The 14,825-nt window shown below is 67.3% G+C and carries 14 protein-coding genes; 2 read left to right on the forward strand and 12 right to left on the reverse strand.

Features of this window, described 5'->3' with window-relative positions; translation table 11 throughout:
- Positions 1 to 36: 36 nt before the first annotated feature.
- From ACWDSJ_RS01445 to ACWDSJ_RS01475, 7 genes are all read right to left on the reverse strand, one after another.
- Positions 37 to 594: a TetR/AcrR family transcriptional regulator gene (locus tag ACWDSJ_RS01445; RefSeq protein WP_450028706.1), complete on the reverse strand. Its 558-nt coding sequence runs from the start codon at positions 592 to 594 to the stop codon at positions 37 to 39.
- A gap of 476 nt (positions 595 to 1,070) precedes the next feature.
- The gene (locus ACWDSJ_RS01450) at positions 1,071 to 1,967 is read right to left on the reverse strand and encodes a formylglycine-generating enzyme family protein (RefSeq protein WP_450029014.1); all 897 of its coding nucleotides are present in this window, start codon (positions 1,965 to 1,967) and stop codon (positions 1,071 to 1,073) included.
- A gap of 615 nt (positions 1,968 to 2,582) precedes the next feature.
- Positions 2,583 to 3,725: a hypothetical protein gene (locus ACWDSJ_RS01455; protein WP_450028707.1), complete on the reverse strand. Its 1,143-nt coding sequence runs from the start codon at positions 3,723 to 3,725 to the stop codon at positions 2,583 to 2,585.
- Between the two features lie 25 nt (positions 3,726 to 3,750).
- Positions 3,751 to 4,527 (reverse strand): acetoacetate decarboxylase family protein, encoded by a 777-nt coding sequence (locus tag ACWDSJ_RS01460; RefSeq protein ID WP_450028708.1) that lies wholly within the window; start codon positions 4,525 to 4,527, stop codon positions 3,751 to 3,753.
- A gap of 1 nt (position 4,528) precedes the next feature.
- Positions 4,529 to 5,329: an SDR family NAD(P)-dependent oxidoreductase gene (locus tag ACWDSJ_RS01465; RefSeq protein ID WP_450028709.1), complete on the reverse strand. Its 801-nt coding sequence runs from the start codon at positions 5,327 to 5,329 to the stop codon at positions 4,529 to 4,531.
- A 16-nt stretch (positions 5,330 to 5,345) separates the two neighbouring features.
- A complete protein-coding gene (locus ACWDSJ_RS01470; protein ID WP_450028710.1) occupies positions 5,346 to 6,587 on the reverse strand; it encodes an NADH:flavin oxidoreductase/NADH oxidase family protein in 1,242 nt (413 codons plus the stop codon).
- A 35-nt stretch (positions 6,588 to 6,622) separates the two neighbouring features.
- Positions 6,623 to 7,993 carry a flavin-containing monooxygenase gene (locus tag ACWDSJ_RS01475; RefSeq protein ID WP_450028711.1) on the reverse strand — a complete coding sequence of 457 codons (1,371 nt, stop codon included), beginning with the start codon at positions 7,991 to 7,993 and terminating at the stop codon, positions 6,623 to 6,625.
- Positions 7,994 to 8,116: 123 nt separating this feature from the next.
- Here ACWDSJ_RS01475 and ACWDSJ_RS01480 point away from each other — a divergent pair, with 123 nt between their 5' ends.
- Positions 8,117 to 8,752 carry a TetR/AcrR family transcriptional regulator gene (locus ACWDSJ_RS01480; protein ID WP_450028712.1) on the forward strand — a complete coding sequence of 212 codons (636 nt, stop codon included), beginning with the start codon at positions 8,117 to 8,119 and terminating at the stop codon, positions 8,750 to 8,752.
- Between the two features lie 158 nt (positions 8,753 to 8,910).
- Here the strand turns inward: ACWDSJ_RS01480 and ACWDSJ_RS01485 are convergent, their stop codons facing one another.
- Positions 8,911 to 9,963 (reverse strand): oxygenase MpaB family protein, encoded by a 1,053-nt coding sequence (locus tag ACWDSJ_RS01485; RefSeq protein WP_450028713.1) that lies wholly within the window; start codon positions 9,961 to 9,963, stop codon positions 8,911 to 8,913.
- Positions 9,964 to 10,099: 136 nt separating this feature from the next.
- Here ACWDSJ_RS01485 and ACWDSJ_RS01490 point away from each other — a divergent pair, with 136 nt between their 5' ends.
- Positions 10,100 to 10,603, forward strand: a complete 504-nt coding sequence (locus tag ACWDSJ_RS01490) for a PadR family transcriptional regulator (RefSeq protein WP_450028714.1) — start codon at positions 10,100 to 10,102, stop codon at positions 10,601 to 10,603.
- 99 nt (positions 10,604 to 10,702) lie between these two features.
- Here ACWDSJ_RS01490 and ACWDSJ_RS01495 read toward each other — a convergent pair whose 3' ends face one another.
- The 4 genes from ACWDSJ_RS01495 to ACWDSJ_RS01510 all read right to left on the reverse strand — a co-directional run bounded on the left by ACWDSJ_RS01495 (position 10,703) and on the right by ACWDSJ_RS01510 (position 14,742).
- Positions 10,703 to 11,428 (reverse strand): VOC family protein, encoded by a 726-nt coding sequence (locus ACWDSJ_RS01495; RefSeq protein ID WP_450028715.1) that lies wholly within the window; start codon positions 11,426 to 11,428, stop codon positions 10,703 to 10,705.
- Between the two features lie 37 nt (positions 11,429 to 11,465).
- On the reverse strand, positions 11,466 to 12,059 hold the full coding sequence (locus ACWDSJ_RS01500) for a PadR family transcriptional regulator (protein ID WP_450028716.1): 594 nt from the start codon (positions 12,057 to 12,059) through the stop codon (positions 11,466 to 11,468).
- A 271-nt stretch (positions 12,060 to 12,330) separates the two neighbouring features.
- Entirely contained in the window at positions 12,331 to 13,302 is a 972-nt protein-coding gene (locus ACWDSJ_RS01505; RefSeq protein WP_450028717.1) for an isopenicillin N synthase family dioxygenase, read from the reverse strand.
- A gap of 12 nt (positions 13,303 to 13,314) precedes the next feature.
- Positions 13,315 to 14,742: a purine-cytosine permease family protein gene (locus ACWDSJ_RS01510; protein ID WP_450028718.1), complete on the reverse strand. Its 1,428-nt coding sequence runs from the start codon at positions 14,740 to 14,742 to the stop codon at positions 13,315 to 13,317.
- Positions 14,743 to 14,825: the final 83 nt, after the last annotated feature.

Consider the following 14,825-nt stretch of genomic DNA (forward strand, 5'->3'; position numbering starts at 1 on the left):
CGGCCCGGTCTCGTCGTCGTGCCCAGGCCGGTGTATTCAGCCGGCGGCGGCGAGACCGCGTGCACTGTTGAGCAACGTCTCGATCACCGCGCGCCGCTGGGCAGGCTCCGCAGGGTGGGTCAGCAAGCCCTCGACAACGAACGCGCCCATCGTGACCAGCGGATCCAGCTCGTGGTCCGGTACCCCGAGCTCGATCAGCTCGGCCCGGAACAACCCCTCGGCCAGCGCGTGGAACTGCTCGTGCCATTCCCGGATGGCCGGGGACTGTTCGGCGCGCGTGTGCACCGTGCTCACCAACCGGCCCAGCTGCTCCAATTCCTCGACCAGCCACAACAGCCGATCAGTCAGGCTCGAGTCCAAGATGTCGGTGTAGGAGGCCATCGAGTCGGCCAGGACCGCCTCCAGGACCGCGATCAAGACCGCGTCCTTGTCCTGGAAGTACCAGTACAGCGTGTTCGAGACCACTCCGGCGTCGCGGGCGATCCGCGCCATCGACGCCGCGTCGTATCCCTCCTCGACGAACAACCGCCGAGCGGCCATCACGATCTCGGCACGCTTCTCTTCCCGATCCTGCGGACGTCTGTTGCGAGGCATCTCCAGTCCTGACTCATCATCTCGTGGTGCCTCAACCTTATCTTGATCAGTCCCCAAGATATCGGCGCCACCCGATGCCCTGAAACGTTTTGTACACCCCCACGCGTATCTGCCCTTCGGCGGCGGTCCGCGCGCGTGCGTGGGCTCTAAGCCGCCCGCCTGCACCCCCGGGCGCCTGCCACGCGCCACCAGCACGAGGATCACACCATGCGCTGATCTCCCTCGAGTAAGCGAATGCCCCTGTGCGAGAGCATGTTCGGTCACAATCCCGGCGGACCCCTGCTTCCGCGCGCCGCGTCTATCCGGCGATCGTCGTCGGGAGGTATATGGCGACGAGACCAGCGTCACCATCGATGTCGGCAAGGCCGCCCTGCGCCGACCGGAGACAGGATGCCGCCGCGCGAACGAAACTGGTTGCCGCACAGCCACAGTGAGGTGGGCATCCACGCGCCCTCATTAGCCGTCCACAGGGGGACCTATTCGGGCAGCACGCAGCGGAACCCGAGATGACACGTGGCCGTGTCCTCGGTCTGCCCCTGCCGGGCCGCGGGTCGATACCTCAGGCAATAATTCGGCGCGCACAGGTACGAGCCGCCCTTGATCACCCGCCGCGCGAACCGCTCCCCGGGATTCACGGCCGGGGCCGCGTCGCCGCTCGGCGCGCAGCACGATTCCGGCCGATCACGATGATCGGCGGTGAAGTAGTCGCTGGTCCATTCCCAGACGTTGCCGACCATGTCGAACAGCCCGTACCCGTTCGGCGGATAGGTGCCCACTTTGGTGGTGCCCGGCTGCTCCGCCTGACCTCTACCCGGTTCGAACTCCCACGGAAACCGACCCGCCCAGGTATTGGCCATCCGCCGTCCCCGGGGCGCGAACTCGTCCCCCCACGGGTACGTCGCCGCCTCCAGCCCGCCCCGCGCGGCGAATTCCCACTGCGCCTCGCTCGGCAATATCTTGCCCGCCCAATCGGCGTAGGCCACCGCGTCGGCATACGCGACCTGGGTCACCGGATGCAGTCTGCGCCCGTCCGAACTCATGCCCTCACCACCGGGGCGACGCCAGTTCGCACCGGGCACATACGACCACCAGTTACGCCAATCATCCAGCGGGACAGGACCGTTCGTACGCTGGAACACCAGCGCGCCCGGTACCAGATCTCGCACATCGGCGCCGGGGAAATCGGCGGGATCGAGCGCGCGTTCGGCCACGGTCACATAGTCCGTCGCCCGGACGAACCGGTGGAACTCCGCATGGGTCACCGGATGAGCGTCCATCCAGAACGGCTCCACCGATCGCACCCGCACCGGACGCTCCTCCGGAAAGAACGCCTCCGACCCCATGGCGAACTCGCCACCAGGCACGCGCACCATCCCTTTTCGCGCCGCCACCGCACTCTCCGACACCGCCACCCACCCTCGTCGCCGATTGCCCCGGACCATCGATCATGCCGAACACCGACTCGAACCCTTGCTCACACACGCCGAGCCGATCTCACCCGTCTCGAATGAGGGCCACGGCATATGGCGTCGTAGTGTGCGATCGGGCGCGCCGAACGTGCTCTACATCGTGTGCGACAACATGGGTTTCGGATCGTGGGTATCGCCGACCGCGGGATCCGGTTCACTCAATTCCCTACGGCCGCATTGTGTTCGCCGACCCGGTCGAGCGTTGACCGGTCGCGGTCCGGGGTCGAACGGAATGTCGATGATCGGGGAGTTCGCCGACGGCTTCCTCAACAGCTCGTGTGTGATCCCCCGGGAGAACGGCTTCATTTTCGAGGTACTGCGGGTGCACGGCTACAACACGATGGCGGTAGCGGACACACCTCTGCCGCTGGGCCGGACGTTGGTCGTAGGGGTTGGCGTTTGTCCCCGACTTGTGCCCCCCGTCGCCCCAGGGGGACTAGACCAGGGTTTCAGTCCGAGGTCCTCGGCCATGGGTGGTTGTGTAGTGACGGAGGAAACGGCCGGAATGGGGATGGGCGGTCATGGTGTGGTTCGGCGTCGGTGGTGGTCGATGGCGCGGTGGGTGAAGGTCGGGGAGGTGCCGGGGTTGAGCAGTGCGCCGGTCAGCTCGCTGGAGGGGAAGAATTGCAGGAAGCGTGAATCTTGTTGGGAGACATCGACGATGGTCTTCTCGATGACGAGGGAGTTGTACTGCTCGTAGGTGGTTTCGATGGTGTTGGCGTTGAGGATGACCTCGTGGCCCCAGGAGCGTGCCGCGCGGGACAGGCCCGGGATGCGGGAGTGTTCGGGGGTGAGGCACTCGGCGGCGATCGCGTTCTCGCTGATCGCCCAGATGCCGGTGTCGGTGTTGAGGACCAGCGACTGGTTGCCTCGGGCGTGGCCGGGTGTGGCGAGGAGTGCGACGCCGGGGCCGAGCAGGACGCTGCCGTCGAGCGGGGTGATCTTCTCCGGCGGGATGTCGACGAAGGTGGCGGGCTGGTACCAGGGGCGTTGGAACGGGTGCAGGTCGGCCATGGCGTCGAGTTCGTCGCGTTGGGCGAGCAGCGTCGCGCGGGGGAAGGCCGCGGGCACCGGGGCGTGGGGGCTGATGTCGGGTTGTGGCCGGAGGGTGCCCAGCCAGCGGCGCACGTCCTGGGTGTGCAGATGGTCGAAGGCCAGGTAGTCGACCTCGGCCGGGTCGATTCCGGCGTCGCGGCAGGCGGTGAGCACGTCGGTGTGTTCGTGGACGAACAGGTTGCGCAGCGGGCCGGGCGCGTAGCGGGTGAGTTCGGCGAAATAGGGTGTGTAGGAGTCGAGTTCGTGGTCGCTGGGTTCGAACAGCAGGGTGCGGCGGGTGCCGTCGGTGTCGGTCCAGCGCACGACGAGCATGCGGTTGACGATGGTGACGAACGGCGCCGGGCTGATCGCGGCCCGGAACAGCCCGTAGGTCGTCGGGTAGGGCAGCGAGATGAGCTCGTGGGTGCTCACCGAGTCCGGCATCCCGGTGGTCGCGAACTCGCGGCGGAAATCCAGTGCGGCCGCGCGGGACGCGCGCAGGCGCGGGCCGAAGCCGCCGGGGGCGGCGAGCGCCTTGTCGAAGGTGTCGATGCGGGCGAAGAGCGCGGTGGTGGCCGGTCGCGGGATGGCGAGTGGTTCGGTGGCGAGACGTTCGGCGATGCTCATGGGAGCCTCCTGGGGGCCGGGCCGGTCACAGGACGCGGGGGCGGGTTCGGGTCATGGTGAACAGCGGTGTCAGGGGCCGCAGCGGGAGAGGTGGCACCCACCCGCCGTACAGGTCGACGCGGTGCAGGCGAGCCTCGATCACGCTGCCGATGCCCATGTGGTCGATCGGATCCCGTTCGGAGCCGCGCAATTCCAGGGTGAAATCTTCGACCTCGCGTACTTCGATCACTTTCTCCCGCGGGGTGAAGCCGATCATCCAGGAGGGGAGCAGACCGGTCGTTCCGGTGACGTTGCGGTGCGGGCGAGCCAAGATCGGCGGTGGGTCGGGGATGATCGCGCCGAGCCGTCCGCTCATGGCGAGCAGTTTGTGTCCGCGGCGGCCGGCGGTGGCGTGAATGTCGGAACCGGCCAGCGTCCAGTCGATATCGCCGAGTTTCTTCGGGTATCCGAGCATTTCCCGGCCGAGGATCAGGGCGACGTCATCGTCGAGAATCATCCAGGGGCAATGGATTCCGATGCCTTGCACGGTCTTGATGTGCACGAACAGCCCGGCTTCGTGGTAGACCGATCCGTAGTTGCAGTCCGGGAACCAGGCGGTGAACAGGTCGGCGCGGGCGGGCTCGCTGAGCCGTACCCCGGTCGGCAGCCACTGTTTCATGCGGGCGGGATCGATGTCGACGGTGACGGTGAAGTAATGGGCGTCGCGGTAGAGGCTGCTACGCGGATCGGCCAGTGTCAGCGCGCGACGCAGGTCCGATCCGAACGAACGTCCCTCGGTGCGGAGGGCGGGCTCCCAGTTCATCTCAGGTGACCTTTCGGTAGACGGTGCGCAGGATCGGGCCGACCAGTCCGCGCGGGGTGTACTGCCCGCTCACGGTCTGCACCTTGGCGAACAGGCCCGGTACGACGCGGCGGCGACCGGCGGCCATGCCCGAGATCGCTTGTGCCGCAGCGTGTTCGGCACTGATCCACAGCGGTGCCGGGACGAGGCGGTCCAGGTTCGAGACACCCGCTGCCTCGGCGTATTCGGTGCGCACCGGACCGGGGGCCAGCAGCGTGCACTGCACACCGGTCCCGGTGAGTTCGCCGTGCAGGGATTCGGCCAGGGTGTTGGCGAACGCCTTGGAGGCGGCGTAGGTGGCGTTGTGGGGGCCGGGCTGGTTGCCCGCGGTGGATCCGGTGATGAGGATCGCGCCCGCGCGGCGCTCCAGCATGCCGGGCAGGACCGCGAGCGTGAGGTCGTGCACGGCAACGGCATTCAGCTCGACCTGCTGGCGCTCCCGGGCCGGATTCGCGGCGGCGAGTTCGCCGTAGGTGGCGAAACCGGCGTTGTTGCACAGGACGGCGATGTCGCGGGCGGCCAGTTCGTCACCCAGCGTGCCGCGGGCACCACGATCGGACAGGTCGAGGGCACGGATCTCGGCCTCGACGCCGTAGCGGGTGGTCACCCGGTCGGCCAGCTCGCGCAGCCGGTCTTCGCGGCGGGCGACCAGGATCAGGGAATAGCCGCGCCGGGCAAGGCATTCGGCGAGGGCGGCGCCGATTCCGGAGGAGGCTCCGGTGACGACGGCTCGGGTCGCGGGGGTAGGGGCGGGCAGGCTCATGGACGCTCCTCGGCGATCAGAACTGGGTGAGGGCACGGACGGTCATGGTGGCCCCGGCGGCGGCCAGGGTGCGCACGGCGCCGGGTCCGCGGAGCCGCTTCCCGCCCGCCGCGATGCGCCGGAAATTCGCTGCGTGCCAAGCGAGTTGGAGATAGGAATTGACGGGGTCCACGCCGGGGCCGGGGATTCGGGGCGCCGACGGCAAGTCCTGCGGTTCGTGCGTGCCCGCCAGCAGTTGGGCGGCGATATCCGGGCGGACGGCGAACGGGCGGCCCAACCCGATGACGTCCACCGCCCCCTGGGCGAGTACCTCGTTCATGAACCCGAGGGTCCGGATGCCGCCGGTGAGCATCAGCGGCATGGCCGATCGCTCGCGCAGTTGCTGGGCGTAGCGCAGGAAGTACGCCTCGCGTTCCCGGGTGCTGTCCTGCACCACCCCGGTCATGGCCGGGGCTTCGTAGGTGCCGCCGGAGATCTCGAGCAGGTCGATGCCCGCCTGCTCGAGCGCGAGCGCGACCTCGAGCGACTCGCCTTCGGTCAGGCCGTGGCGCTGGAAGTCGGCCGAGTTCAGCTTGACCGACAGGATCGCGGTGGGGCCCACGGCCTTTCGCACGTCGGCGACCACCTCGAGCAGCAATCGGCGGCGGTTCTCCGGGCTGCCGCCGTACCGGTCGTCGCGCTGGTTGGCGAGCGGGGACAGGAACTGCGACAGCAGATACCCGTGCGCGGCGTGCACCTGCACGCCAGCGAACCCGGCGGCGACCGCCAATTCCGCCGTTCGCGCGTAGCGACGACGCAGGTCGGCGATATCGGCGAGCGTGAGCGCCCGTGGCTTGCGCAGGTTGTAGCCGATCACCTGCGGGCGCAGCGCCGACGGGCCGACCGGCCGCCGGTGCAGCGGCCCGACCGCGACGCGGCCGGGATGGTTGATCTGCATGACCATCACCGCGCCGTCACGCGATCCGACGCGCGCCCAGTTTCCGACCATCTCGAGGTGGCGGTCGTCGTCCAGGGTGACGTTGCGCGGTTCGACGTAGGCACGGTGGTCGATCATCACGTTTCCGGTGATCAGCAGGCCCGCACCGCCGCGGCCCCACGCGCTGTAGAGACGGGTGAGCGTCTGGCTCGGGGCGCCGTCGATCTCGCCGAGTTGTTCGCTCATGGCGGCCTTGGCCAGGCGGTTGGGCAGGGTGATGCCGCACGGCAGCGACAGGGGAGTGCCCACGGTGATGCCGGCACTGTGATTTCTGGAGGGCATGAACGAAACTCCTTGCTGGGGGCGCGTTTTCGAGATCAGGCGATTCGGCGTGCGGCGGCCAGGATCGGACGCAGCAGGGCGCTGGAGGGGAGGTCGGGGCCGGTCGTGTCGTCCGCGGCTCCGCCGCGCTGCCTCGCCAGCGCGGACCACAGGACGAACAGCCGGGTCAGCGCACGCACCATCCAGCGGCCGCGCACCACCTCCCAGCGCAACTCCGGTCCGCCGGCCAGGATTCGAGAGGACGGCTGGGAGACGACGGTATAGAGGTCGCCGAGCGGGGTGTGCAGCCGTTGTTGCAGCAGGGCCGCCTCGGCCAGCAGCCGGGAGGAATTCATCAGCAGCATGCCCGCGCCCGAGCGCGGTGCGACGAGTCCGGCGAAGTACAGATTTGCCAGTCCCGGAGCAAAGGTGTGCGAGATGAGGCGCGGCTGCCCGTTCTCCCAGTCGAGCAGGCCCTCGCGCAGGAACGGGAAGGTCGTCTTGAAGCCGGTCGCCCAGATGACGGTGTCGTACTCGCTGCTGGAGCCGTCGGTGAAATGCACTGTGCGACCGTCGAATCGGGCGATCTCGGGCCGGACGGTGATGCGGCCGTGTTTGAGGAAATACGGCAACTGCTGGTTGACGACCAGGTCCTGGTCGAAGATCCGATGTTCGGGTTCGGCCAGGCCGAAGCTGCGGTAGCTGCCCATGCCGAGCGCCACGATGGACCGGAAGACCGCCTCCTGCACAAGTTTCGGCACCGGCACGGACCCGACGTCGAAGCGGCTGCTGGGAATGCCGAACACATATTTGGGGACGAACCAATACCCGCGGCGCAGCGAGATCTCCGACGTCCCGAATGTGGTGGCGGCCTCGACCGCCAGATCGCAGCCGGAGTTTCCCGCCCCGACCACCAGCACCCGTGAGCCGTCCAGATCGGCGGGCCGCTTGTAGTTCTTGGAATGGATCTGCTTGCCGGTGAATTCGCCCGGATACGACGGCACATGCACGTCCCAGTAGTGGCCGTTGGCCACGACGACCCCGGCGTACTCCGCCGAGCTGCCGTCCGAGAACTCCACCCGCCACCCGGCCAGGCCCGCATCGTCCAGCGGCGCGACACCGGTCACGAGGGTGTCGAAGCGAATCCTGCGCGTCAGGCCGAATTCCGCGGCGAAGGCGCGCAGATAGTCCCGCATCTGCGCGGCGCTGGGAAAGTCCGGGTAGTCGGCGGGCATCGGATAGTCCGGATAGCCGGTCACGTCCTTGGAGCTGATCAGGTAGGTCGAGTCGTAGACCCCGTGCGACCAGTTGCCGCCGATGGCGCCCGTGGCCTCGATCTGGTCGTAGTCCAGGCCCAGATCCGTAAACGCCTTCGCCACCGCCAGTCCCGTGTATCCCGCCCCGATGATGCAGTACCGACGCGTCATTGCGGCCCTCCTCAAAAGCTACAGACTTTGTAGCTACATTGAGTGTAGTATTTCCGTGCGGAGGGCGGACTGTCAAGCCGGCAGGGTCTGCCGCGAGGCAGCGGGATCGAAGGAGGTGGGTGCGTGACCAGCGCCCCGGCACGACGAAGCAAGACCTACGCGCCGCGGCTGCCGCCGGAGGAACGCCGCGCGCAGCTGCTCGACGCGGTCCTGAAGATCATCGTCGAGCAGGGTGTGCACAAGGTGTCGATGGACACCGTCGCGCGCGAGGTCGGCGTCACCCGCCCGGTGGTCTACAGCGTCTTCTCCGACAGCGACGACATGCTGCGCGCCTCACTGGATCGCGAGCAGGAGGCGGCGCTGGCCCAGGTGGCGCCGCTGATGACCGCCCTGCAAGCCTCGACCGACCCGGCCGCGGCCCTCGTCGAATTCCTCGACGGCTTCCTCACCGAGGTCCAGAAGGCCCCCGACCGATGGCGTGCGGCCTTCAGCCTCGTGGACAGCACCACCCCGAAATTCCGTCGTCGCGTCGACAAACAACGCGCGGCCGCCATCGCCGCGCTGGAGGACTATCTCCGCCACGCCGCGATACCACGGGGCACCGACATCGAGGTGACCGCCCGCGTCATCTTCACCTTCGCCTGGGAAGCCGGTCGGCTGGTGCTGTCCGAACCCGAGGTCTTCTCCCAGCAACGCATGCTCACCTTCGCTCGGACGATCATCGGTGAACAATTCGCGGCGCCCGAGGCGGCCGAGTGATCCGGGTGTGCGGTGCTTTCGTCGGCACGGGTGTCGTGTCGGCCGGGGTGAGATCGCAACAGGTATGAGGTGCCGATGTTCTTCGGGCGCTTCGATTGATGCGAATCGGGGCGGAAACGTCCAACTGCGGCTGCTGCCGCGCGCCTCACAGCGCGTTTTCAGCTGTTCAGCGGCTGGAAATCGGCCGGCTTACCGGCTAGTCCGCGCTCCATGGTGCGGTTGAGGTATTCGCGACCGAAGGCCTCGAGGCGTTGCCTGACCGCAGGAATACGCTGTATCCAGGCGTATGGCTCGAGCGCTGTCGCCACGACCCGCATAGCCCCGGTACCGACGGGATGGCGGGGTATGGCCATGCCGTCGGCCCTCTCGTGTCCCAGCATGTAGCGGGCCAGTACCTCGTGAACGGCGCGTGGCGCGTGCTCAGCTCCTGGCAGCTTATTGAGTCCCGAGAGCAAGATCCCCGCGAGTCTGCGGGAGTTGTCGTCGGGGTTGAAGCTGTACGGCAGAATTCGCTCGTCGAGCACTGCTTGTTCTTCGGCCGTACTGCCCACCAACTCTGCTGGCACTCCGAGTAATCGAGTGACGTGTCGCCAGATCAGGTAGTAGCCGTCGGCTTCGGCCGCTGTGACATATGCCCCCAACATGGACAACCGATCCAGAATCATGGCACCGAAAAACAACGGGCCTGCGGCAGTTTGCCCGGCGCTGATTGGTTTTCCCCGCAACGGCCAGGCACCTGTATCGATCAGATGCAGCCTGACCATGGTGTGCATCAGACGCACATGCACACACGTCTCCCATACCCTGCCGCCGGGCTGCAAGGCGTCGACGTCAAGCACTCCAAAAAACAGCGAGCCGGACTCGAAAATGCGCCGCCCGACATTTCGTTCGAGCCGACCGGTGCGGGTCAGAATATACGCGGCGTCGGCACTGCAAAACGTCGTCATCAACCCCCCGTACAGCATTGCGACGAGAAACTGCGCAAAGTTCCGATAGATCATCCCCGCACCGAGTCGCATGCTGGCGAAATCGGCCCAGTCAGAAGGTGTTTCGAGGTCGTGTAGGAAAGCGCGGCAGTCTGCGTCTCCCGCGGCAGCCAGCCGGCGGATGGCCGGAAGCGGGTTCGCCAACGGTATGCGTCGCGCACGCAGCCCGATCACCACGGCTTCAGCCAGCGGATCACCAACATCCAGCCACGGCTCCATCGGCATGCTGCGCAGCCGGTCGATGCGAGCCGTCCTTCTAACAGGCCCCACCACAACCCCTGCCTCTGCTTACAGTCGTTCCGATAGTCCATCATGGACTATCGGAAGTAGTGTGTAAAGGGCACGCCTTATACTGGACGGCATGAGGCTGACGCCGACCTCCTACGTGGTCCTGGGGCTGGTTCGCTGGACACCGCGATCGACTGCCTACGAGTTGGAACGAACCATCAGAGCGACCGTGTCCCACATGTGGACCATCCAGCGTTCGCAGATCTACCGAGAGCCAGCCCGCCTCGTCGACGCTGGCCTGCTCTCCGCCGAACTCGACGACGAAGGCCGTCAAAAGACTCGCTTCTCGATCACGAAACCGGGCCTAGAGGCACTCGACAAATGGCTGGGTCAGACGCCAGAGGAAATGCCGCAAATGCGCGACCTGGCGATGCTCAAAGTTTTTTTCGGCGCCGATCCGCAGAGCATTGCCCGAGTCCGCCTGCTAGCGCATCAGGCCCGCCTCAAAGAGTACGAACTCCTCCGCGAAGTGGGCTCCTTGAGCCCCCCTGGGCCGGTCGTCGCTGTCGAGGCGGCCATCGCCCACGAACGTACCTCGATTCGCTATTGGAACGAATTGGCAAAACCAACACAATAGATCCCCGCGCGGACCCCGACTCGAATACGAATCGGCAACTCCCAAAGCACTTTTTGCAGCTCTGCATTAGCGGGCGGGTGTAACCGCCGGGCACTGGCACTAGGGCGCGAGTCCGACGACGGCCGCCAGGTCTTCGAGGCAGGCCAAGTGCGTGGTGAGTTCGCTGCGTTCGGCGTCGGTGAGGGAGACGGCGCGGGCGCGGGTGAGGGCATCGACCGCGGCGGCGGTGTCATCGGTGCGGATGGCGAGCTCGGCGCGGTAGACCAACGCCTCGACCAGTTCGGTGGCCGGTGCGCGATCCTGCGCGCGGGCCAGCGTGGCGTCCAGGATCTTCGCGGCTTGCTGGTTGTCGCCCTTGGAGTCGCCGAGCACGACTGCGGTCTCCAGCGCCCTGGTCAGCTTGCCGAACGCGGGCGCGGCGGTGCCGCCGGTACCCGCGGACGAGAAGATCCGGATCCAGTTCCCGCCGGGGTCGATGACGGTGAACCCGGAGTGGTTGTCGGCGTTCTTGCGTTTCCGCGGGCGGGTCATCCGCGGGATCCCGGAGACCAGGAGTTTGCCGTGAACCGCGCGCATGCCCGCGGCGAACGCCTCGAACAGCTGCTGGGTGTCGGGCACGAGGACCACGCAACTGCCGTAGGAGTCCTCGGGTCTGAAGTCGGGCAGGCCGAAGAACTGCAGCTGGAGGTCTTCTCGCCGCAGGCCCACGCACGGGTACGGGCGGGCCTGGTAGTAGGTCCGGGTGAAGCCGAGCATGGTGTAGAACTCGACGATTTCGTCGATGGATCCACACGGAAGCAGCGGGACGATTATCTCGTGGGCCATGACATTCTCCGTCTCGAAGGACCAGGTTTCGCGACTGCTACTCGGCCGGTTGCCCGGGGCGGGTGGGGGAGCCGGGCTCGCCGGCCATACTGAATGCACCCTCTTCCAGGCGGTGGATCAGCCGATGGGTCCACCGGGCGCCGGTATCGGCGGTTGCCAACCACAGCGAGATGACCTCGCCCACCGGGCCCCAGGCGTCCAGCTCCGCGTCCGCGGGCAGGTGTGCGGTGATGCCGGTGCGCCAGTCGCGCATCGCGTCGGCTCGGGTCCGCAGGACCTGCAGGGCCTGCTCCCGGGGCAGGTCCTCGATCAGGCCCACCGCGGCGCACAAGACGTCCAGCCTCGGCTCGCGGTCGGCCAAGGACCGGCGCAGGAGGCTGAGGTACTCCTGCTCCCCCTCGTCCGTCAGCTCGTATTCGATCCTCGGCGGGCCCCCGGCGACCGCGGGATCCGAGGTCGCCGTCAGCAAGCCTTGCCCGGCCATGCTCTTGAGGGCGTGATACACCGAACCCGATGTGGCGGTGGACCACTCGTGTGCGCCCCAGGACTCCAGATCCGCGCGGATCTGATAGCCGTGTGCGCGACCGCGCCTGCGCAGCGCTCCCAGGACCAGAAGCCGTACCGGCGTCATCGAACTCCCTTGTCGTCTGGGTAGCCAAATTTGGCTACCCAGACGACAAGGCTACTCTCTTCGGGAGCGTTAGCCAAATTTGGCTACACGGAGTCGCGCGGTCGTTCCCACGATCGGATCGTGGCATGAAGGTGCCCAACCTGAGCGACGATCACGAGAGTGCATACGCCCTGCTGACCGTCGAGGGTCGGCACCGGCCGGAGCGTCGCCACGCCGAAAACGCCTGACTCTCAACCTCTTTCGCTGACAGCTGTGGAGGTGTCCCGCGCGATCACACTGTCGCTGCTGCGGCGCGCTGCTTGAAGTAGTCGGCGGCGAGGATGGGGTCGTAGTGGATGCCTCCGCCGATGGGTGGGGCGAAGGGTGACACACGCTGGTCCATGTCGGCCTCCATGAACATGATCAGCGAGATCAGTTCCTCGGTGGGTGCCTCGGGTGGGGGAGGCAGGACGCGGTGGCGGGTGGAGCGCCAGCGGTCTCCGGTCCAGCGGGCGAGCATGTCGGCGATGTTGACGGTGAGGGCGCCGGGGACGAACGGCGCGTCGGCCCAGTCGCCGTCGAGGGTCTGCACTTGGAGGCCGCCGTAGCCGGGTTGCCGGTCGAGGATGGTGAGGAAGCCCCAGTCGGTGTGCGGGCCCACGCGGTACTGGCCGTCGAGTGGTTGGTCCAACTCGGTCATCGCCGGGTAGCGGTTGATGTTGAACGTGTACGGCGAGTCCGAGACACGGCGGACGAAGTAGTCCTCGGGCAGCCCGAGCGCGACGGCGAGGATGCGGGCCAGGTCGAGGTAGAGGTCGAAGATCTGGCTGGTGAACCGGGCGGTGAGGTTCTTCAACCCGGGGGTCTGGGTGGGCCAGACGTTGGGGATGAACCATTCGGTGTCGAGGTCGGGGTTGCCGGTGGCGTGCTCGCGTCCGAAGGTGAGGGTTTCCTTGAGATCGGCCTTGGTCGGGTCGCTCGCCACTCCGTAGAAGGAGTTCGCCTCGTCGCCGTTGGCGATCCAGCCGCGGCCGCCGACGTGGGTGCGGTACTCCTGCTTCGCCTCGGCGGGAAGGGCGAAGAAGCGCTTGGCCTCGGCGCGGATATCGGCCAGGAGCCGGGGGTCGATATCGTGCCCGCGGACCAGGAAGAACCCGGAGGTCCGCATCGCCTCGTCGAGCTGTCGGGCGAGGTTCTCGCGTTGGGTGTCACCGCCGGTGCGCCAGACGGAGACGTCGATCAGCGGGATGTCGGGTGTGGACATGGTCGTTTTGTCCTAACTGGTCGGTGCGGGGAGCTCACGCGGTAGCGCGAGCCGGGCGGGCTTCGAGCCCAGACGCCGGATGAGGTAGTAGGTCAGGCCGGCGACGAGCAGACCGGACGGTACCGACAGCTCGAGGTGGGTCGAGGTCGCCAGCGGGCCGCTCCAGACAGAGGTGACCAGCCACGCCAGCGAGGCGAGCATCCCGAGGATCTGGGCGGTGAGACCGGCCCACCCGAGGACCGGCGGTGCATCGATGTCGTAGGCGCCGCCCCGGAGGAAGTACGCCACGGTGTAGATCGCGGCCCAGGGGGTGAACCAGACCAGGCTGAAGAGCAGGAAGTTGCTGACCGCGGAGTAGAAGCTGCCGGAGGTCACGACGACGCTGCTGAGCGCCGTGCAGATGACGCAGTCGACGAGGACGGCCTGCCACCGGTTCAGGGGAACCCCGGCCGCCTGGAGGGTCAGGCCGGAGGAATAGAGGTTGATGCCGTTGAGTGCGGCCATCTGAGCGAGCAGCAGCACCAAGTAGATGACCACGAACCAGGTCGGGTAGGCGCCGACCAGGCCGTTGACCGGATCGGACGCGGCCGTGGTGACGGTGGCGACGCAGGCCCCGAGGATCATCAGCAGGGTGCCGGGGATGCCGCCGCCGAGCGCGACCGCGGCGATGAGCTTGCCGCGGTGGGTGGCGTGGGGCAGGTAGCGAGACATATCGGTGGCGTTCGGTGTCCAGCCCAGGCCGCTCGCGCTGGCGATGAGCGCGACCCCGCCGAGGAACGCCGTCAGCGAGCCGGGTGCGGTCGAGACGTACTCGAAGCGCGAGGCGGTCAGCCATGCCAGCACCAGGAACACCGCGGCGAACGGCGCGGCGAGGAGGTTGAGGACGCGAATGATCGCGGCGTGACCGAACACGGGCAGGAGCACCTGGGCGGCCGACATCACGAGGATGATCGCCACCTGGGCGGCGGTGGAGACGTGGACGCCCGCCAGCCCGAGCAGCGCGGTCACGGCGAGCGCCATGAGCACCATGTCGAGGACCTCGTAGCCGATCTGCATCAGCCAGTTGCACGCGGTGATGAGGCGATTGCCCCGGATGCCCATGATGGACCGCGACACCATGAAGGTCGTGGTTCCCGCGGCAGGGCCCGGCAGCGCGGTCAGGCCGGTGATGATCCAGGTCAGGTTGCCGATCACGATCGCCGCGACGCACTGCCACAGGTTGAGCCCGAGTGCGGGCAGCAGGGCCCCGTAGACCACTACCAGCACGTTGAGCATGATCCCGGTCCACATGAAACCCAGGGACCTCAGGCGGCCGCGCCGCTCGCGGTCGGGGATGACATCGAGGCCGCGCTGCTCGATCAGCGGCTGATTGTCCACAGTGATCGTTTCGCCCGGCAGGCGGGATGGCGCGCTCTCGGCGGCCTCGGCGGATGTGGTCATGTTCGGTGTGCTCCTCGGGCGACTGGCCACGGTACCGTTGGGACGTACAACGCTCCCAGCGATTGCTGTGAGCATTCATACTG

The organism is Nocardia sp. NPDC003482, assembly GCF_053588115.1.